Annotated in this window: 18 protein-coding genes; 11 read left to right on the plus strand and 7 right to left on the minus strand. The window is 38.4% G+C overall.

The features are described 5' to 3' along the window. Nucleotide 1: 1 nt before the first annotated feature. The 4 genes from CCAL9328_RS02605 to rpsU form a co-directional block, all read right to left on the minus strand. Nucleotides 2–1183 (minus strand): glutathionylspermidine synthase family protein, encoded by a 1182-nt coding sequence (locus CCAL9328_RS02605; protein WP_169999931.1) that lies wholly within the window; start codon nucleotides 1181–1183, stop codon nucleotides 2–4. 1 nt (nucleotide 1184) lies between these two features. Next, entirely contained in the window at nucleotides 1185–1802 is a 618-nt protein-coding gene (locus tag CCAL9328_RS02610; protein ID WP_169937985.1) for a UPF0323 family lipoprotein, read from the minus strand. Next, nucleotides 1799–2437 carry a DNA-binding protein gene (locus CCAL9328_RS02615; RefSeq protein WP_169937987.1) on the minus strand — a complete coding sequence of 213 codons (639 nt, stop codon included), beginning with the start codon at nucleotides 2435–2437 and terminating at the stop codon, nucleotides 1799–1801. The genes CCAL9328_RS02610 and CCAL9328_RS02615 overlap by 4 nt, the downstream gene beginning before the upstream one ends. Before the next feature lie 105 nt (nucleotides 2438–2542). After that, nucleotides 2543–2755 (minus strand): 30S ribosomal protein S21, encoded by a 213-nt coding sequence (gene rpsU / locus CCAL9328_RS02620; protein WP_169937989.1) that lies wholly within the window; start codon nucleotides 2753–2755, stop codon nucleotides 2543–2545. Between the two features lie 151 nt (nucleotides 2756–2906). Here rpsU and ccoG point away from each other — a divergent pair, with 151 nt between their 5' ends. The 10 genes from ccoG to rplT all read left to right on the plus strand — a co-directional run bounded on the left by ccoG (nucleotide 2907) and on the right by rplT (nucleotide 15394). Beyond that, nucleotides 2907–4247 carry a cytochrome c oxidase accessory protein CcoG gene (ccoG, locus tag CCAL9328_RS02625; RefSeq protein WP_169999932.1) on the plus strand — a complete coding sequence of 447 codons (1341 nt, stop codon included), beginning with the start codon at nucleotides 2907–2909 and terminating at the stop codon, nucleotides 4245–4247. A 9-nt stretch (nucleotides 4248–4256) separates the two neighbouring features. Next, a complete protein-coding gene (locus tag CCAL9328_RS02630) occupies nucleotides 4257–4877 on the plus strand; it encodes a TetR/AcrR family transcriptional regulator (RefSeq protein ID WP_169937993.1) in 621 nt (206 codons plus the stop codon). 106 nt (nucleotides 4878–4983) lie between these two features. After that, a complete protein-coding gene (locus CCAL9328_RS02635) occupies nucleotides 4984–6129 on the plus strand; it encodes an efflux RND transporter periplasmic adaptor subunit (RefSeq protein ID WP_169999933.1) in 1146 nt (381 codons plus the stop codon). Beyond that, on the plus strand, nucleotides 6129–9284 hold the full coding sequence (locus tag CCAL9328_RS02640) for an efflux RND transporter permease subunit (protein ID WP_169999934.1): 3156 nt from the start codon (nucleotides 6129–6131) through the stop codon (nucleotides 9282–9284). Before CCAL9328_RS02635 ends, CCAL9328_RS02640 begins: the two co-directional genes overlap by 1 nt. Then, nucleotides 9277–10662: an efflux transporter outer membrane subunit gene (locus CCAL9328_RS02645; protein WP_169999935.1), complete on the plus strand. Its 1386-nt coding sequence runs from the start codon at nucleotides 9277–9279 to the stop codon at nucleotides 10660–10662. The genes CCAL9328_RS02640 and CCAL9328_RS02645 overlap by 8 nt, the downstream gene beginning before the upstream one ends. Before the next feature lie 93 nt (nucleotides 10663–10755). Continuing rightward, nucleotides 10756–10989 (plus strand): hypothetical protein, encoded by a 234-nt coding sequence (locus tag CCAL9328_RS02650; protein WP_169938001.1) that lies wholly within the window; start codon nucleotides 10756–10758, stop codon nucleotides 10987–10989. Nucleotides 10990–11244: 255 nt separating this feature from the next. Then, a complete protein-coding gene (locus tag CCAL9328_RS02655) occupies nucleotides 11245–13260 on the plus strand; it encodes a TonB-dependent receptor domain-containing protein (RefSeq protein WP_169999936.1) in 2016 nt (671 codons plus the stop codon). Nucleotides 13261–13419: 159 nt separating this feature from the next. Beyond that, entirely contained in the window at nucleotides 13420–14562 is a 1143-nt protein-coding gene (locus CCAL9328_RS02660) for a trans-sulfuration enzyme family protein (protein WP_169999937.1), read from the plus strand. Nucleotides 14563–14739: 177 nt separating this feature from the next. Then, nucleotides 14740–14931, plus strand: coding sequence for a 50S ribosomal protein L35 (gene rpmI / locus CCAL9328_RS02665; RefSeq protein WP_169938007.1), 192 nt, complete (start codon nucleotides 14740–14742; stop codon nucleotides 14929–14931). Nucleotides 14932–15037: 106 nt separating this feature from the next. Then, nucleotides 15038–15394, plus strand: a complete 357-nt coding sequence (gene rplT, locus CCAL9328_RS02670; protein WP_169938009.1) for a 50S ribosomal protein L20 — start codon at nucleotides 15038–15040, stop codon at nucleotides 15392–15394. 24 nt (nucleotides 15395–15418) lie between these two features. On the opposite strand, the gene dapF is transcribed toward rplT, so the two are convergent. Both dapF and coaE read right to left on the minus strand, forming a co-directional pair. Beyond that, complete coding sequence (gene dapF / locus CCAL9328_RS02675; RefSeq protein ID WP_169999938.1) at nucleotides 15419–16162, minus strand: diaminopimelate epimerase; 744 nt, start codon at nucleotides 16160–16162, stop codon at nucleotides 15419–15421. Next, a complete protein-coding gene (coaE, locus tag CCAL9328_RS02680) occupies nucleotides 16152–16757 on the minus strand; it encodes a dephospho-CoA kinase (protein ID WP_169938013.1) in 606 nt (201 codons plus the stop codon). The genes dapF and coaE overlap by 11 nt, the downstream gene beginning before the upstream one ends. A 70-nt stretch (nucleotides 16758–16827) precedes the next feature. On the opposite strand from coaE, the gene purM reads away from it, so the two are divergent. Then, nucleotides 16828–17811 (plus strand): phosphoribosylformylglycinamidine cyclo-ligase, encoded by a 984-nt coding sequence (gene purM / locus CCAL9328_RS02685; protein WP_169999939.1) that lies wholly within the window; start codon nucleotides 16828–16830, stop codon nucleotides 17809–17811. 45 nt (nucleotides 17812–17856) lie between these two features. Here the strand turns inward: purM and CCAL9328_RS02690 are convergent, their stop codons facing one another. Next, complete coding sequence (locus tag CCAL9328_RS02690) at nucleotides 17857–19266, minus strand: alanine/glycine:cation symporter family protein (protein ID WP_169999940.1); 1410 nt, start codon at nucleotides 19264–19266, stop codon at nucleotides 17857–17859. Nucleotides 19267–19414 lie beyond the last annotated feature (148 nt).

A 19414-nucleotide genomic window follows, 5' to 3' on the forward strand; every position in this document is an offset into this window, starting at 1 on the left:
GCTACTCCTTTATAAAATGTCCTACGAATTTGGAGTAATTATCAAGGATTTCTTTGCCTTTTCGATATCCAAGAGCGCAACCCTCATACGCGAAAAATACCCCCGCTTGATAATTATCCCCGCGTTCATCTTTATTAAATTCGTAAAATTCTTGGTAAACGACGCGACTTGTGTCGTATTCGCCCTTGTTTTCAAAGCTTACTTCGCCGTTTGCTTCTATGATACTTACATTAGCTCCTTCTCGTCCAAAAACAGGCTTTTTGACACATTTTTTACCGGCTAGCGGCTCGTTTGAGGCCTCGAGTAAGAGCGGATGATTAGGATATAAATCCCATAAAATTTTAAGTATCCCTTTGCTTTGAAAAAGTAGTGTGTAGGCTGGATTTAGGATGATGGCCTTTTGGTTATTTAGGATGTTTGTTAGTATTAACGCAAGTTCGCCTTCGTTTATGGCGATATCTTCCCATGGGATAAGTTTAAACCAGTATTCGTAGTTTTCTTCGCCTTTAAAGATCCCGTTCTCATCACTAAATTCCACCTCGTCCACGTAGGCAAAATCAGTCGTAAATCCAGCTTCATTTGCCGCTGTTTGAAGGAGTTTTGTGGTATTTTCATCCTCGATATTTCCGGCTATCGTGCTAAATAAAATTTTCCAGCCCTCGTAGTATTTGTTAAAGTCGTTCGTATCTCCGCCAAGGACTACAAGGCGTTTGAAATTTTCTACAAGTGCCGCGTAAAGATCGTTAAACTGGGAATTCTCATCCATTTTATTAAATTTAAGCATAGCCCATTGGATGATCGCGGTTTCAAAGACTGCAGTCGGAGTATCGGCGTTAAATTCTATAAGCTTTATCGGTTTTCCGTCAAGCCCGCCGGCTAGGTCAAACCTGCCATATAAATGCCAGTGCACGTCGTTTTCCCAACTTTGTTTTATCGCGTCTATGAGGTTAAAAGGAATTCCCACTTCATGAAAGAGGTTGTTTTCGATGATGTGCTGTGCTGCGGCAATGAACATATCATAAAGTTCATTTGCTGCCTCGTAATACGCCCGGGCTTCATCGCTCGTAACGCCTACTACCTCATCTGCAACATAGGATGAATTATCGCTATTGGTATGCCACGCAAAACCGATTTGTTCCATAAATTCTTTATTTAAGGGTTTGATTTTTTTTAAATTTATCATATCAACCGCCTACGCTTTGACTTGAGCTTGAAGCTGCCTTCGAGCCGGAATTTGAGCCGAAAAATCCACTCTTAGTGCTTCCTTTGGCTCCGCTTGTGGCAGTGCTTTTGGCTTTGTTAAAGCTATCGGCACTTCTTGTGTATGTGCTTGGATTTTTATAAGCGGTTTGGCGTTGATTTTGGAAATTTTGGTTACCAAAGAGCTTGCTGCCGATCCAGCTACCTATGATAGCGCCTGCTGCAGAAGCAAGTATGGTCTCGCCTAAGCTTGCTCCCCCGCTACTTAGTTGCGCGTTAGGATTTGTTAAATTTGACGTTCCGGCTTCTATTTTTGCATTTTCTTCGGCAATTAATTTATCCATCTCTTCTTTGCTTAACACACGTTCCGTGCCGTCAAGTTGCTTTAAAACCACACGAGTTTCGCTGCTTGGATACTCTTCTAAAATTTTATACGCTCCGTTTGCAGTCTCTTCTATAATCACAAAGGCTCCGGTTTTTTGTGCTACCTCTTCGAGCGAGTCGCCTTGTTCGTTGCTTGTACATCCGGCAAGTCCGGCCATGACTATCGCACCAAAACCGCCGATAGCCGCGTAAGTTGCTATTTTTTTGATATGTTTCATTTTTCTCCGATCAATTCTTTTAATGTTTTATCTTTTCTAATCAAAATCACACCTTGTTTAAATTTAATAAATTTAGAGCGCCCTATGTGTTTTATGATCTTATTTTGAGCTTTTTTTTGCTTTTTTGGCTCAAATGAAAATTCTCGTAAAAATTCACTCAAGCTTATCCATTTTTGCTCGCTAATCTCCTCATCTACAACCGCTTCAACCGCTGTTTCTTCGCTTTTTACGTGCGTTAAAAACGGTCTTTCCATGGCTTTTAAAAAGACCATTAGCTTTTCGTCGCGCTCTTTGTAAATTTGTGAAATTTCATTTTTGCTTTCGATAAGCATTTGCTCTTTTTCTTTAAAGAGTCTATCTTTGTCGGCTTGTAGATTTAAATTTAATGCCTTAACTTCGTTTAGTTGCTCGATCAAATATCTAACAAATTCGCCGTTTTGCTTATTGGTTGTTTCATTGTGGCTTTGTCTTTTTTTGCTCGGTTTTTCGTCTTTTATGTCGGCGTCATCTAAAACGACAAATTTTTGCCCGTCTTTTTCGACAGACTTTAGCGAGCCACGGCGGATACGGTTATAAACCGCTTCTTTTGTGATACCTAAGACATTGGCCGCTTCATTAACAGGCAACTTTTGCATAAAAAATCCTGTATTGACTTAAAAATTTTTATGAGTAATTATAACAAATAAGGATAAAATAAGGGTTAAACCGACCAAGCTACGCCGGATCGGTTTAATGGGTTTTTAGAGTCTTGACTCGTAGCGTCTAAGCATGTAAAGGCGCTTAAGCATTTTCTTGCGAGCTGCAATCTTTTGCTTTTTGCGAATTTCAGTCATAGGCTCAAAGAAGCGTCTAGCTCTAACTTCAGTTACAACTAGGTTACGATCAACTTGCTTTTTGAACTTTCTGTAAGCTTCGTCAAAAGACTCGTTCGGATGTACCTTAATACCAGGCAACGTCCTCACCACCTTTCAATAAAAAATTAGAAATCGGATTATATCTGAAAAAATTTAAAAAAACAAATTTTTATATATAATTAACCTTATAAAGATATAATTTCACTAAATTATTTTTAAAATATTATAAATTTGTTGCAAAGGTTTTACTATGGGATGTGAAAAAAACTATACTTCAAGAAGGCATTTTGGTTTTGCCATTATCACCGCAATCGCTTTTGTGCTACCTTTTATTAAAATAAACGATAGTCATTTTTTCTTGCTTAGTTTTGATAAAAGCAAGCTTCATTTGCTATTTACGCAATTTGATATGCAAGAGCTTTATCTGATGCCGTTTTTGTTTATTATTTTATTTCTTTTTATATTTTTTCTAACAACTCTTGGAGGCCGTGTTTGGTGTGGTTGGAGCTGTCCTCAAACTATCTTTAGATCTGTTTATAGAGACCTGATACAAACTAAAATTTTAAAAATTTATAAAAATATAAAAGATAAACAAAAGCAGCAAGATGTAAGTGTCTTTAAAAGAGCTTTGAGTGTGATAATCTGGGCATGTTTATCTGTGCTTATCGCCTCAAATTTTTTGTGGTATTTTGTTCCGCCACAAGACTTTTTTGCTTATTTAAGTGACTGGACAAATCATAAGGTATTAGTAGGTTTTTTAGCCTGTATCACGCTTTGGCTTGTATTTGACGTTTGCTTTTTAAAAGAGAATTTTTGCGTATATGTTTGCCCGTATGCTAGGATACAATCAACAATGTTTGACAACGACACCATCCAAGTTCTTTATAACGAAGAGCGTGGAGGTAAAATTTATGATAAGGGCACAAGACTATGGAAGAAACCGCAGATAGAAGGTGCACAATGCACAGGCTGCGAGGCTTGTGTGAAAATTTGCCCCACACATATTGATATCAGAAAAGGTATGCAGCTTGAGTGTATCAACTGTCTTGAATGCTCCGATGCTTGCTCTAAAGTGATGGCTAAATTTAACTTTCCTTCGCTTATAGAGTGGACAAGTGAAAATGCGCAAAAAACACATCAAAAGGTCAAATATCTTCGTTTTAGAACGATCGCTTATGTGGCGATACTCTCCGTTGCTTCGGTAGTTTTGGTGTTAATGAGTGGCAAAAAAGAGCATATGCTCTTAAATATAAATAGAACAAGCGAGCTTTATAACATCACAAAAGATAAAAATGTAGAAAATTCATATACATTTTTATTTCAAAACACCGATAGCAAAAAACATACGTATTATTTTGACACAAATGACACAAATATCAAGATCGTGCGCCCAAGTGAGCCTATCGAGGTCAAGCCAAACCACAAACAGCGTGTTATCGTGATTTTAGGATCTAAAAATTTAAATTTAAATGACCAAAAAGATATGCCTATAACTATTAAGATAAATGCTTATGCGGTAGATGAAAAAGAGAAGATAAGCGTCGATAGGGAAACCGTTTTTGTCTATCCTAAAAAACAAAATTTAAACTAAAGGCAAGGCATGAATATCTCAAAAAAAGGTCAAAAACGCTACGACTCTATCATCGAGGCGGCACAAGAGCTATTTTTACAAAACGGCTATGAAAATACAAGCCTAAATCAGATAGTAACAAAAAGCGGTGGCTCACTTGCTAGCGTTTACAAATTTTTTGAAAATAAAGAAAAACTTTTTATGGCGATACTTAAGATAAAAATGGACGAGTTTAAGTGTGAACTAGATGCGCTTACCGTCTTAAAAGAGAGCAATGACCTGAGTGAATTTTTAAATGCATTCGGACTAGTGTATTTTGAAATTTTTTATAAACCAGAGAGCACAAAATTCTTTAGGATCGTTATAGCAGAAACATATAAAAGCAAGGATTTGGCACAGCTAACCGCGCAACTCATGACCGATGTTATTATAAAAACCATAGCGGACTTTTTAAGAAAACCAAATATCGCACCTTTGTTAAAATGCGGTGATGCGGAAGCTGTTGCGTTTAGTTTTTGCTCTTTGATCCGTGAGCCGTTTTTCTTTAGGACGCTTATACTTGGCGAAGAGCCGAAGCCAAAAACAAAAGAGGAAAAAATGCAGATAGTTGCAGGTATCGTGGATTCGTTTCTTAACGGTATTTGCAAATAATATTTATCATTCGTTTATCGAATTTATAGTAAAATTTCGCTTCTTTAGTAAAATGTAATTCAAATTACGAACAAAATAAAATAATAAAAATTTAAGGAGAAATTTCATGAGAAGGTATGGGGCTTTAGCCATTACTTTAGTCGTCATGATGACCTTTACGGGTTGTGATTTACTAAAAGCGTTTAATAAAAAAGAAGAGGGCAAAGCTGCTGCATCAGCCATGCAAAAGCCCCCTGCAAAAGTTGATGTCGTCGTAGCCAAAAAGGGTGATTTCCCGATGACATTTAACTATCCCGCAAGAATTCAAAGCGAGCAAGATGTTGTTATAACACCAAAGGTAGCAGGGACGCTTTTAAAACAAAATTTTAAAGCGGGAGATAGTGTCAAAGAGGGACAAATTTTATTTGTCATAGACCCCGACTTATATACGGCTGCTTATGAGGTTGCACAAGCAAATATCTTGCAAGCACAAGCTACGCTTAAAAACGCAAAAAGCGACATGGATAGGATAAAAAAACTTTTTGAACAAAAGGCGACAAGTCAGAAAGACTATGATAGCGCTGTCGCTGCGCTAGAGAGTGCAACTGCAAATTTGGCTAGTGCACAAGCAAACGCAAAAACAGCAAAGCTAAATCTTGAATATTCAAATGTAAAAGCACCTTTTAGCGGTGTGGTCGGTGAGAATTTAGTAGATATAGGCACTTATGTCGCAGTAGGAAGCACGCAGCTTGTTAGATTAACCAAGATCGATCCGATAGAGGCTAGATTTTATATTTCAGATATTGATAACCTAGATAGGATTAAAAATTTAAATTCCGCTAGCTGGGAGCAACTAAATGCCGAAGCGGTATTAAATTTAAACAATGAAAACTATGTAGGTAGGGTTAAATTTATAGATGCGACAGTAGATACTTCAACGGGCAATGTTTTAGCCAAAGCCGAATTTGAAAACAAGGACGGCAAACTACTTCCTGGCATGTTTGCTCGTATTCAGATGGATGGATTTATACAAAAAAATAGCTTCACTATACCTCAAGTAGCGATCCTTCAAGACACCGTTAGTCCGTATGTTTATTTAGTAAAAGACGGTAAAGTCGCAAAACAAAATATCAAAATCATATACCAAACAGTAACTGAAGCTTATGTTAGCGACGGCATAAACGAAGGTGACGTGATAATAACAAACAACTTTAAAAAGATAGGCGTGGGTGCACCTGTTGTGCCTGAAACTCAAGGTAAGGAGAACAAATAATGTTTTCTAGATTTTTTATAAATCGCCCTATATTTGCCGCTGTTGTTTCGATCATCATTGTTATTGGCGGACTTATGGCGATGAAAGGTCTTCCTATCGAGGAGTATCCAAAACTCACTCCGCCGCAAGTAACCGTTAGTGCTACTTATACGGGAGCAAATGCAGAGACTATCGCAAACACGGTTGCAACGTTGCTTGAGGACGAGATAAATGGTGTTGAGGGCATGATATATATGCAAAGCACTTCAAGCTCAAGTGGCTCAATGAGTATAAATGTATATTTTCAGATAGGCTATGACTCAAAACAAGCTACGATAGATGTTAATAACCGCGTTCAAGCAGCACTCTCTCGTCTGCCTGATGAGGTCCAAAGTACCGGCGTTATCGTGCGTGAAAGAAGTAGCTCGATACTTGAAGTTGTTGCCTTTACTTCAGATGACCCGAGTATGAGCAGGCTTGAACTATCAAACTACGTCTTGCTAAATATCGCCGATGAGATAAAGCGTGTTAAGGGCGTTGGTGACGTTAACGTTATCGGCAACCAAAACTACGCCATGAGGATTTGGTTAAAGCCTGATGAGCTATCTAAATTTAACCTAAGTGTTCCTGAGGTTTTAACTGCGGTTAGAACGCAAAATAGCCAATACGCAGCGGGTAAAATCGGCGAACAGCCTATGAAAGACGCCAAAAATCCTTATGTGTATACGATAAAAGCGGACGGTCGTTACTTTAGCGCGGAGCAGTTTGAAAACATTATCCTAAGATCAAATTCTGACGGCACACTGTTAAAGTTAAAAGACGTGGCAGATGTTGAGATAGGCTCAAGATCTTACTCGTTTAACGGCTTTTTAAATAACCAAGTAATGTCGCCTATGCTTATTTTCTTACAAAATGATGCAAACGCACTTGAGACGGCGCAGCTTGTTTCAAAACGCTTAGATGAACTCTCTGTTAGTTATCCTGCCGGTTTTAAGCATACAGTCTCATACGATACTACAAAATTTGTTGAAGTTTCTATAAAAGAGGTTGTTAAGACCTTTATAGAGGCGCTTGTTCTTGTTATTATTGTTATTTATTTCTTCTTAAAAAGTATCCGCGCCACCATCATACCGATGCTTGCCGTGCCGGTTTCTATCATAGGAACATTTGCCGGTTTTTATGCGATGGGATTTTCTATAAACCTTATCACGCTTTTTGCACTTATTCTTGCTATCGGTATCGTTGTAGATGATGCTATTATCGTTATAGAAAACGTTGAACGTATAATGCACGAAGATAAAGACATAAGCGTTAAAGACGCGACTATAAAAGCCATGGATGAGGTTGCTGCACCGGTTATATCTATCGTGCTAGTGCTTTCTGCAGTTTTTGTGCCGGTTGCGTTTATGGAGGGATTTGTTGGTGTTATCCAGCGTCAATTCGCCCTTACTCTTGTTGTTTCGGTCGCTCTTTCTGGCTTTGTGGCGCTTACTCTTACTCCTGCACTCGCGGCTATCATGCTTAAGCGCGGCGAGAGTGAGCCGTTTTGGATAGTTAAGAAATTTAACGATTTGTTTGACTGGAGCACAAATGTCTTTTCGGCAGGCGTTGCTAAAATTTTACGCCATGTCATACCAAGCCTTGCGGTAGTTGCTATTGTTATATTTGCAATGATAGAGCTATTTAAAGTAGTGCCAAGTAGCCTTGTGCCTTACGAGGATAAGGGCTATATGATGGCTATCTCTTCTTTACCTCCAGCTTCGGCTGCGCCTAGAACTATCAAAGAGGTAAATAAAATGAGCGAAATGCTTTTGGCTGATCCAAATATCGATCTAGTGACAGGTTTTGCTGGATACGACATGATAGCTGGCGCACTTCGTGAAAACTCTATGATCTTTTTTGTTAGAACAACTGACTGGAGTTTAAGGCAAACTCCTCAAAGTAGTATAAATGCGTTGATCGGTAAATACAACGGTGTATTTTGGCCTTCAAAAGAGAGCATGAGCTTTGTTGTAAACATACCTCCTATTACAGGCTTATCAATGACTGGTGGTTTTGAGATGTTTATACAAAACAGAAGCGGCAAGAGCTACAATGATATAGAAAAAGATGTTTTAGCGGTAGTTGCTAAGGCAAATGCTCGTCCTGAGCTAACAAGCGTAAGAACCACCCTTGAGACAAACTATCCGCAGTATGATATAAAGATAGACGACGAAAAGGCTTATCTGCTTGGCGTAAGTAAGTCTGATATATTTAACGCGCTTTCGGCGACTATGGGTTCATACTACATAAACGACTTTAATATGTTCGGTAAAACATACCGCGTATATGCACAAGCCAAAGAGAAATTTAGAAATTCTCCGGAAGATATGCGTGATATATTTGTTAAAAATTCAAAAGGTGAGATGGTATCTTTGGCAACAGTTGCCACACTAACAAGAAGCATGGGGCCAGACCTTGTTGATAGGTTTAATCTCTTTCCTGCAGCGAAGGTTATGGGTGATCCTGCCATCGGATATACTTCAGGTGAGGCGCTAAAAGCTATACAAGAGGTAGTTAAAGAGACCTTAAATGAAAACGAATATTCAATAGCATGGTCTGGCACGGCATATCAAGAGGTAAATTCAGCAGGCACCGGCACGCAAGCATTTATATTTGGTATGATATTTGTATTTTTGATACTTGCGGCGCAGTATGAAAGATGGCTGATCCCTCTTGCGGTTATTACCGCTGTTCCGTTTGCTGTATTTGGTTCGTTACTTGCTACATGGGCCAGGGGATTAACAAACGACGTGTATTTTGAGGTAGGCTTGTTGCTGCTCATCGGTCTTTCGGCAAAAAATGCGATCCTTATCGTGGAATTTGCTATGCAAGAGCGTGAAAACGGTAAAAGTATATTTGACGCAGCCGTTAGTGCGGCTAGACTACGTTTCCGTCCGATAGTTATGACATCTATCGCATTTACACTAGGAGTTTTTCCGATGGTTATATCAAGCGGGGCAGGTGCAGCATCTCGCCACAGTCTTGGCACCGGTGTTGTAGGCGGTATGATAGCGGCTACAACGATAGCGATATTTTTCGTTCCGCTCTTTTACTATCTACTAGAAAATTTAAACGCTAAATTTTGGAACAAAAACAAAATAATCAAGCGAGATGGAGGAGAGGTTAATGCGTAATATAGCTGTTTTGGTATTAGCACTTTTTATGGCAGGATGTTCTTTTCGTCCTGAAATGCCTCAGGTCGAGACGAAATTTGAGTATAGGTTTGAAACCAGTGATATAAACGATCTTTGGTGGCAAAATTTTAATGACCAAAATTTAAATTTACTCGTTGAAGAGTCGCTAAAACATAACATAGATTTAAAGCTCGCCTATATAAATTTACAAAGTGCGGCACTAACGCTTAAAAACTCTCGTACCGATCTTTTCCCTACTCTTGGCATAAACGGCGAAGCAAGTAAGGCTAGAACAAGCGGCGAGACATATAGCGGACAAGATAATGTTAAATACGATAGTTTCTCGCTAAGTGTGGTGCTTAATTATGAAGTTGATCTTTGGGGCAGGGTAAGAAATTCTATAGCTTCATCGGACGCACTTTTGCAAGCAAGTAGATATGACTATGATAACGCAAGGCTTACTATAGCTTCAAACGTCGTGCAAAATTACTTTACGCTTGTGTCTTTAAAGATGAAAGAGGATATTTTAAAAGAGACTTTAAAAAGCTATAAAGACACGATGGAGTATCGTAAAAAACAGCTTGAAGTTGGAACTATTACGCAAATTATATATTTGCAAAGCGTGGCTGCCATGCAAAGTGCACAAATCAACCTGACAAATGTTCAAAATTCTATGCTTAGCGCCTCAAATGCCTTGGCTATACTTTCTGGAAAAAGTAACGATGAAATTTTAAGAGATATCATCGCGACAAGCGACACCTTGCCAACTCCTCCGCAAATTAGTGCGGATATAAGCTCTGACGTGCTTCTTAGAAGAAGCGATATCGCAAGTGCTTATGAGAGCCTAAAAAGCTCAAATGCCCTTGTAGGAGTGGCTAAGGCGGCTTATTTTCCGACTTTATCATTAACCGGGATTTTTGGATTTAGCTCGGATGAGCTTGATAGGCTTTTTGTTCAAAATGCCAACACGTGGTCACTAGCCGGCTCACTTGCCCAAAGTGTATTTGACTATGGCAGACGCGCAAACAATGTCGAACTAGCAGAACTTTCACAAAGTGCAAATGCTCTAAAATACGAGCAGGCTATAAAAGCGGCATTGGGCGAAGTCAGGGTTGCCTTGCATAATCGCAAAAGTGCAGCCGAAGTATATGATGAAACCCAGGCTTTACTAAACTCACAAAGTAAAATTTACGACCTTGCACGCGCTCAATACGAGACAGGCTATGCCGATCATCTGACCTTGCTTGACTCTCAAAGAAATCTCTTAAGCACTAGGCTAGTTGCTGTAGATGCGGCTTTGACTTTAAACAACAGCGTAGTTGAAATTTATAAAAGTTTCGGCGGTGGATTTAAAGTAGAGCAAAATCAAACAAAATAATTATAGGGCTTTTGCCCTTTAATTATTGATCTTCGTTAATAAATTTTTCAGTATTTTTGGCTAATATCAGGATTAAAATTTAAGGAGGGTTTCATGTGTAAAATTTGGAATTTTATATTTTCTTGGGGATTTTTCGTGTTTGCTTTGGTACTTGGCGTTGCATTATGGTTTGCGATCGATTACGCTGAGGCATATAGGCTTGAGTCCGCATTGGTTGATTGGGGTATGATAGCTATGATGGCTTGCGTGTTTGGTATCGTATTTTATGCGATTATTGCGGTATTTGCGATACCTTTAAAGGGTCGCTGCAAGTGCTCGGCTAACTAAAAACTACTACTTGGCATAAAGCAAATTTGGTTTTATGCCTCTTAAATTTCATCTGCTAGATTTACAAATCCATTCTATTTTATTTTAAAATTCGTTTTTATCGGCTTTAAATTTGAACACTATTTTCTCATAAATTCATAAATTTTGTTTTATTTTACTAAATATTTAATTTACAGATAAGTTATGTTTATGTAAAATTAGCTTCCCAAAAGTTATTAATAATAATAATCAAAATTTAATTTAAAGGAGTTATGGATGAAATTTAGACCAGATCTAAAAATTTCATTAGTTGCTGCACTTTTTACAAGTGTTACTTTTGGCGCACAAGAAGTTGCTTTAAGTGGCGTAGAAGTAACTGCCACGGGCGGTGCGCAAGAGATAGATGCGGCAAAGGTAAATGTTAGAAATGCTGCACTTATAAATGATGTTATGCGTGATATGCCTGGCGTTTATATAGGCGGAACAAACTCACTTAATCAAAAAATTTATATTAGAGGTATAAATGACCGCGGTTTAAATATCACTATCGACGGGGCTCGTCAAAAAGGAAATGCATTTCATCATGCTGCTGACTTATACATAGATCCAGATATCATAAGAAGTGTTAATGTTGGCCTTGGAGTAAATTCTGTTGTCGGTACTTCAGGCGCGCTTGGCGGTTCTGTAGCATTTAAAACTGCAGACGCTAGTGACTTGTTAGAAGATGGAGAGGTTTTTGGAGGAAAGATAAAAAGCGGATACGCAAGCAATAATAAAGAGTGGCAAGAAAGCTTGACTTTATATGCAAAAGCATTTGAGTCACTTGAGCTTTTGGGCTACGTAGGACATAGGGGGTATGGCAGAGGCGAGAGTGGTAAAGGCGAAAAACTTGGCGGAAATAACGCTGATAATACAAACTACTTGTTCAAAGTCGGATATAACATAGCTGATTATAGTAAGATCACTTTTAGTGCCGAACGTATGCAGATGAAGGGTGATTTTCCGCTAAGAGCCGAGTGGGGAACTACAGATGATAGTTCACTGGTGGATACGAAATACTGGCGTGATACATATACGGCAAATTTCAATCTAAACCCAAATGACTATGTCGATCTTGACTTAAATGCTTATCATACAAAACACGAAGCTAAGTCATCAGTAAATGCCGGAGTAAAAACTTACGGTGCAAAAGCTATAAATAAAACAAAATTTGAGACAGGATATATCGGACATACATTAGTTTACGGTACAGAAATTTATCAAAGTAAAAGTTATAATAAAAACGACACTTCCAACACTCCTGACGACAAAGCTACAAGCTTGTCGGTGTTCTTAGAAGACCAGCTTAGAACAGGCGGATTTACATTAACGCCTGGTATTAGATATGATAACTATAAGCTTAATACGATGGGTGGCACCCAGGGCATCGCAGGAAGGGCAAACTACTCATGGCACGAGTGGTCTCCAGCTGTAAATTTAGACTATCAATTTGACATGGGTCTTGGGGTTTATGCTAGTTGGGCAAGGGTATTTAGAGGACCTGATCCGATAGAGGCGATACGCATAAGTAGTACAAATAGCATTAACTTTACGACAAACGGCGACTTAGACCCTGAAACTGGTGACGTGTATGAGGTTGGCACAAGATATCAAACTCAACTTAGCGATAGTCAAAGTCTAAGCATTATAGCGAAATATTTTTATAACGATTATGACAATCTTATAGTAGAAATGGGAAAAGCAGGCTCTATACAAGTTGACAGAGTTAATGGTGGACGCGCAGTCGTAAAAGGCGGAGAGCTAGCCTTAAGATATAACATATCAAATTTAAGCTTATCGGCTAGTTACTCACGCGCAAGAACTGAGTATAAAGATAAAAATTCAAATGCCGGATATGGTGGTGTCCTAGCTTATAGTGATGCAGGCGATAAATACACCTTTAACGCAGAATACGCCATTGCCCCCATCGATACTTTAATAGGCTACAACCTTATAGCTTTTGATAGGATAACGGCTAAAAACGGTAGCGGAAGTGAATTTAAAAAACCGGGCTATGCCGTGAGTGACATATATGCCACTTGGTCGCCTAGCTCTGGAAAATACAAAGGACTTGAGGTAAATTTCGGTGTTTATAATCTTTTTGATAAAACATATTGGTCGCACTCTCAAAGAAGTGCAGGCTCTATGAGTTGTCCAAGAGGTCGAACTTGCCCTCCTACGCCATTAGCTCCAGGCAACATAGACTGGGAACCTGGAAGAAATATAAAAGCCAGCGTATCTTATAAATTTTAATTAAAAAGGGGTAAATTTACTCCCTTTTATTTCTTGATAGCACATTTAATATCAAAATAATTCCTTGTGATTTATATTATATTTTGTAAATTTAAAGTAAAATCAATAAGCAAATTCATCACACGATATCAAATTTATAGATGAGAGCAAGGAGTAAAAATGAAATTAGACACGCTTATAGTAAAAGGCATAAATGCCAAAGACAACCCTTATCAGTCGGTAGTTCCGCCGATATTTTTAGCCACCAGTTTTGTTCAAAATGGTCTTGATGACTTTCAAAAGTATGGGTATTCGCGAGGAGCAAATCCAACCAGAAATGCATTCGAAGAGCTTTTTGCCAAGATAGAAGGCTCAAGGTATTGCCTAGCCACCGCTTCCGGTATGGCAGCGACAACCCTTGCTTTTAGTTTGTTTAAAACCGGTGATAAAATTTTACTTAACAACAACACTTATGGCGGAACATATCGTTATGCCGATACTATTTTTAAAAACCAAGGACTTAAATACGAGCTAGTTGATGATTTTAACACGCTAAATGAGGATGAAATTTCATCCGACGTAAAAGCTATCTTTATAGAAACTCCATCAAATCCTTTGTTGCGTGTCACGGATATTAAGCGTATCGTAAATATCGCGCATAAAAAGGGCATTATGGTTATAGCAGACAATACCTTTTTAACGCCGTATTATCAGCATTTGCTTGAGCTTGGAGTTGATGTTGTGGTGTATTCTGCTACAAAATACATCGGCGGGCATGCCGATGTTATCGCTGGTATTGTTACGACAAATAGCGATGAACTAGCAGCTAAGCTTGATCTGCTTAGAAATAGCTTTGGCTCGATGTTATCCCCTGTCGACTCATACTATCTTATAAAGGGGCTTAAGACTTTAAGCGTAAGGTTTGATCGTCAAACGCAAAACACTCATAAGATAATCGAGTTTTTAAGCAAAGAGGAGGCTGTTAGCGCCGTGCACTATGCGGGTTCGTATTCTAAATTTGAAAAAGAGGCACAAGAAGGCCAAGCTACCGGCATAGGGGCGCTTATATCATTTGAGATAGATCCAAAATACGACTGCAATAAATTTGTCAAATCACTTAGAATTTTTGACCTTGCCGTAAGTCTTGGCGGAGTTGAGAGCCTTGTTTGCCATCCAGCCTCTATGACTCACGATAGCTATCCAAAAGAGCTACAAGAAAAGATCGGTATCAAACAAAATTTACTTCGTATGGCTGTCGGTGTTGAAAACTCAGATGACTTGATGGCTGATTTAAAACAGGCTTTTACAAAAGCTAAAATTTGATAAATTTCATAGTTTTGGGCTAAATTTAGCCCAAAACGCTTTGTTTTTCGCGATTAAGCACTTCTATGCAAATTGCATTTTATAAAATTACGGTATTAAAATTTAATTTATTTAAAGAAATTTTGGATATAATCCACATCTTACGTAAAAGCGTAAAATCACACAGTAAGGATTAGCATGCCAAAGATGAAAACCGTTCGCGGTGCTGCTAAGCGTTTTAAAGTAGGCAAAAATAAAATCAAGCGCGGCTCTGCTTTTAGAAGCCACATCTTGACTAAAAAGTCTGCCGGACGCAAAAGAGACCTTCGTCAGCCACAATACGTGGATAGCACAAATGTCCCTGCAGTAAAAAGAATGCTAGGCGTATAAGCCAAGCATAGTTTAAGTTTTTGACAAAAGTCATTCAAACTCCCCTAAAATTAAAATTTATAGGGAAAGATCCATATAATGGACGCCAATTTGTGAAAGGATAAATATGGCAAGAGTAAAAACGGGCGTAGTTAGAAGAAGACGCCATAAGAAAGTTTTAAAACTTGCACGTGGTTTTTATAGTGCAAGACATAAACATTTTAGAAAAGCTAAAGAACAACTTGAAAGAAGTTTAGTATACGCTTATCGTGATCGTCGCCAGAAAAAACGTGACTTCCGCCGTCTGTGGATAGTTCGTATAAATGCTGCTTGCAGACTAAACGACATAAGCTACTCAAGATTTATGAACGGTCTTAAAAAGGCTAACATAGAGCTTGATAGAAAAATTTTAGCTGATCTAGCTATGAATGACGCGGACGCATTTGCGGCGCTTGCAAGATCTGCAAAAGACGCTTTAAAATAATTATTAAGCCCCATTTGGGGCTTTTTAAATTTCAATACTCACATCAAAACAGTGTTTAACATTTCCTTTAAAATATATCTTCTCATTTTCTAGTCTTAGTTGTAGTTCCTCGCCGCTTTTAGGATATACGCTTAAAATTTTATTTGCATGTAAATTAAAAACCGCACCGTAAAAGCATGCCGCCATACCGGTTCCGCAAGCTAGCGTCTCATCTTCAACGCCACGTTCATATGTTCTTACTTTTAGCGATCCGTTTTCAAATTTGGCGAAATTTATATTTGCATTATATTTGTGTCGCAGATGTTTTGCTAAATTTAGGTCAAATTTATCCAAATTTTGTGTAAAATGCACCAAATGTGGCACTCCCGTATCGTAAAAAAACCACTCTTTATCAAATTCGTTTATACTATCTTTGCTTAGGATTTTAGGGCTTGTTAATTCGACTTCAACGCTATTTTCATCCACATCTCCGGTTATTAGCCCGGCACCGGTTAGAAGCTTGGAGCTTTTGTTTATAAGAGCGTTTTTATAAGCGTATAAAAATGCCGCTCTTGAGCCGTTGCCGCACATATTTGCACTACTTCCGTCAGAGTTGTAAAACTCCCATCTTATACCATCGTCATACGGCAAGATAACTATCAGTCCATCGGCTCCTATGCCGTTTTGTCTGTCGCAAATTTTTACAGCAAAGTCGCTTCTATCTGCCTTTAAAAACGTATGAAAGATCACAAAATCATTGCCACTTGCATTGTATTTGCTAACCAACATTTGCTTTACCTTTTAGATCGTTTAAGAATTTATTTACACTTGCCTCTAGATTTAACAAGTCTGAGCTATTGTCTATAATAAAATTTGCCATTTTTCGTTTTTCTTCGATGTCTATTTGCAGATTTACACGTGATTTTGCCGCTTTGCTATCAAGCTCGTTTCTTTTCATTACTCTTTTTATAAGCTCTTCTTTTGAAGCATAAACGACTACTACTTTTTCAAAACACTCATAAACGCCCTTGCGCTCAAAATAAAGCGGTATATCAACGAAATAAAAAATATTTTTATCTTCTAAAATTTCACACTTGGCATAAATTTCATCTCGTATCTTTGGATGTAAGAGCTCTTCAAGCCATGATAATTTGTCTTTATCTGCAAATACGATCTCGCCCAGTTTTTTTCTATCTACTTTGCCGTTTTTAACAACATCTTTAAATTTTATAGAAATTTCATCAGCCAAACTTTGTAAGACTTCGTGCGCTATTTCATCAGCGTCTATCACGCTATATCCGTGTAGTTTTAGTAGTGTGCAAACCGTGCTTTTGCCAGATCCTATCGAGCCTGTTACAACGATGCCTTTTTTAAATTTACGCATTTTTGACCTTTATTTTACTACGATTTTAGCAAATTTTGGCTAAAATCAGCCAAAATTTAAGGGGGCGAAAATGATAACATATAAAGACGCTGGTGTTGATATTGATGCAGGAAATGAGTTTGTCAATGCGATAAAACCTCATGTTAAATCAACCTTTACTCCGTTGGTTTTGGGTGGTATCGGCTCATTTTCAGGAGCTATCAAACTACCAAGCGGCTATAAAAATCCTGCCATTTTAGGCGCAACCGATGGTGTTGGCACAAAGCTTAGGCTTGCCATAGATGCAAATCGCCTTGATAAAGTAGGTGAGGATCTAGTCGCAATGTGCGTAAACGACCTGATATGCAACTTTGCTACGCCGTTGTTTTTTCTTGATTATTACGCTACGGCAAAGCTTGATATAAATTCAGCCGAAGTCGTAGTTAAGGGTATTGCAGAAGGTTGCAAGAAGGCAAGTTGTGCTTTAATAGGCGGCGAAACGGCAGAGATGCCCTCAATGTATGAAAAAGGTGATTTTGACCTGGCCGGATTTGCTGTTGGCATGGCTGAGATAGACGAGATAGATAGAGCAAAATTTGTAAAAAAAGGCGATAAGCTTTTAGCGCTTAGCTCAAGTGGGCTTCACTCAAACGGTTACTCATTGGCAAGAAAAGTAGTTGAAAGCAAAGGGTTAAAATTTGACGATAAATTGGGAGATAAAAATTTAATCGACCTTTTACTGGAGCCAACTAGAATTTATGTGCCTGAATTTTTAAAACTAAAAGATAAACTAAACGCTCTAGCTCACATCACAGGCGGTGGTTTGGTTGAAAATTTACCTCGTGTTTTCCCTGTAGGACTTGGTGCAAAGATAAATGTAGACGCTATCAAGCGACCTGAAATTTACTCGATATTTGATGGAGTTGTAGAACAAGCAGAGCTTTATCGCACATTTAATATGGGCGTAGGCATGGTGCTTGTAGTAGGCCCTGAAAATGTGAAATTTATACTTGAGGATTCTGACGCTTATGAGATAGGCGAAGTCGTAGAAGGTAGCGGCGTAGAGCTTATCTAAATTTAAAATATCTTGCTTTGAAAATAATCAAAGCAAGATAAAGTTTTATTTTATTTTGATGTAATTTTCCGCTTTATACTCTTTTTTAGCATTATAGTCCTCTAGCAGTTTAACCACTATCGGACTAAGTAATAAAACAGCTATAAGGTTTGGCAGTACCATAAGACCGTTAAAGAGGTCAGAAAGCTCCCAAACGAGTTTTATTTTTAGCAGGCTTCCTAAAAATACAAAAGCAACTACTAGTACTTGCAAAAATTTAACACCTTTTTTGCCAAAAAGATATCTGACGTTTATCTCTGCAAAATAATACCAACCAAGTATCGTTGTAAATGCGAAGAAAAATAGGCAAACCGCAACAAACGAATACCCGATAGTATGTCCTAGAAGATGTGATGAAAATGCCTCTTGAACAAGGGTTATACCGCTAAATACCGGCTGACCGTTTTCAAATGCTACGACGTTTGAGCTAAGCACTACAAAGACGGTGATGTTAAGTACGATAAATGTATCTACAAAAACCGACATGATACCTAAAACACCTTGCTCGACAGGATGTTTTACTTTAGCGGCTGCATGCGCGTGAGGAGTTGAGCCCATACCAGCTTCGTTACTAAACAAACCTCTTGCTATGCCGTATCTCATGGCAGTTGCGATACTAGCACCGATAGCGCCGCCCCAAGCGGCAGAAGGGTTAAACGCTGCTTCAAATATTATGCTTACAACTGATGGAATTTCTTTAAAATTTACGCAAACTATAAGTAGACCGACGATAACATATATGATAGCCATTACAGGAACCACCTTTTCCGCAACTCTTGCGATGGCCTTAACTCCGCCTATAAAAACTACCGCACAAACTATGGCTAAAACTAAGCCTATCGCCCATTGAGGGATACCAAAAGCCCCCGAAAAGCCATCTGATATAGAGTTAGCTTGAACCATATTTCCCATAAAACCAAGTGCTAAAATAATAGCCACCGCAAAAAATCCTGCTAAAACTTTACCAAGTTTTCCGCCGATACCTTTTGAGATGTAAAATGCCGGACCGCCTATGGTGTGATCGCTATCGTCTTTTGTTTTATAAACTTGTGCCAGACAAATTTCGGCAAAATTTGTAGCCATGCCTAAAAACGCCGCGCACCACATCCAAAATATCGCACCTGGTCCGCCCATTACAAGTGCGGTTGAAGCGCCAACCAAGTTGCCGGTGCCAACTTGTGCGGCCACTGCTGTTGCTACTGACTGAAACGAACTCATACCGTCTTTGCCGGCTGCTTCGCCGTGTAAAGAGAAGTTTCCAAAAAGGCGATTCCACCCATCTTTAAACTTAAAAATCTGAACAAATTTTAGTCTAAATGTGAAAAAGAGACCGGTTCCGCATAGGAGGGTTATTAAAAAATAAGGCCCCCAAACAAAGGAATTTACCTTGCTAACGAGTTCTGTGAATAGTTCCAAAACAACATCCTTTCATGATATAGATTTTAAAGTGTATTTAAAAAAAAATTAAAATTTTATAAAAATTAAATTTTTTAATATAAAATTACAATACAACCTTACTTTTTGTTATAAAATAAATTTCAAATACCCTGTTTGTCGCATTCTC

This window comes from Campylobacter sp. RM9328 (assembly GCF_012978615.1).

Excerpts from the sequence above, each read along its gene's own strand:
- CCAL9328_RS02605 (WP_169999931.1), bottom strand. The coding sequence starts at position 1,183 with ATGATAAATTTAAAAAAAATCAAACCCTTAAATAAAGAATTTATGGAA.
- CCAL9328_RS02610 (WP_169937985.1), bottom strand. The coding sequence starts at position 1,802 with ATGAAACATATCAAAAAAATAGCAACTTACGCGGCTATCGGCGGTTTT.
- CCAL9328_RS02615 (WP_169937987.1), bottom strand. The coding sequence starts at position 2,437 with ATGCAAAAGTTGCCTGTTAATGAAGCGGCCAATGTCTTAGGTATCACA.
- ccoG (WP_169999932.1), top strand. The coding sequence starts at position 2,907 with ATGGGATGTGAAAAAAACTATACTTCAAGAAGGCATTTTGGTTTTGCC.
- CCAL9328_RS02630 (WP_169937993.1), top strand. The coding sequence starts at position 4,257 with ATGAATATCTCAAAAAAAGGTCAAAAACGCTACGACTCTATCATCGAG.
- CCAL9328_RS02635 (WP_169999933.1), top strand. The coding sequence starts at position 4,984 with ATGAGAAGGTATGGGGCTTTAGCCATTACTTTAGTCGTCATGATGACC.
- CCAL9328_RS02640 (WP_169999934.1), top strand. The coding sequence starts at position 6,129 with ATGTTTTCTAGATTTTTTATAAATCGCCCTATATTTGCCGCTGTTGTT.
- CCAL9328_RS02645 (WP_169999935.1), top strand. The coding sequence starts at position 9,277 with ATGCGTAATATAGCTGTTTTGGTATTAGCACTTTTTATGGCAGGATGT.
- CCAL9328_RS02650 (WP_169938001.1), top strand. The coding sequence starts at position 10,756 with ATGTGTAAAATTTGGAATTTTATATTTTCTTGGGGATTTTTCGTGTTT.
- CCAL9328_RS02655 (WP_169999936.1), top strand. The coding sequence starts at position 11,245 with ATGAAATTTAGACCAGATCTAAAAATTTCATTAGTTGCTGCACTTTTT.
- CCAL9328_RS02660 (WP_169999937.1), top strand. The coding sequence starts at position 13,420 with ATGAAATTAGACACGCTTATAGTAAAAGGCATAAATGCCAAAGACAAC.
- rpmI (WP_169938007.1), top strand. The coding sequence starts at position 14,740 with ATGCCAAAGATGAAAACCGTTCGCGGTGCTGCTAAGCGTTTTAAAGTA.
- rplT (WP_169938009.1), top strand. The coding sequence starts at position 15,038 with ATGGCAAGAGTAAAAACGGGCGTAGTTAGAAGAAGACGCCATAAGAAA.
- dapF (WP_169999938.1), bottom strand. The coding sequence starts at position 16,162 with ATGTTGGTTAGCAAATACAATGCAAGTGGCAATGATTTTGTGATCTTT.
- coaE (WP_169938013.1), bottom strand. The coding sequence starts at position 16,757 with ATGCGTAAATTTAAAAAAGGCATCGTTGTAACAGGCTCGATAGGATCT.
- purM (WP_169999939.1), top strand. The coding sequence starts at position 16,828 with ATGATAACATATAAAGACGCTGGTGTTGATATTGATGCAGGAAATGAG.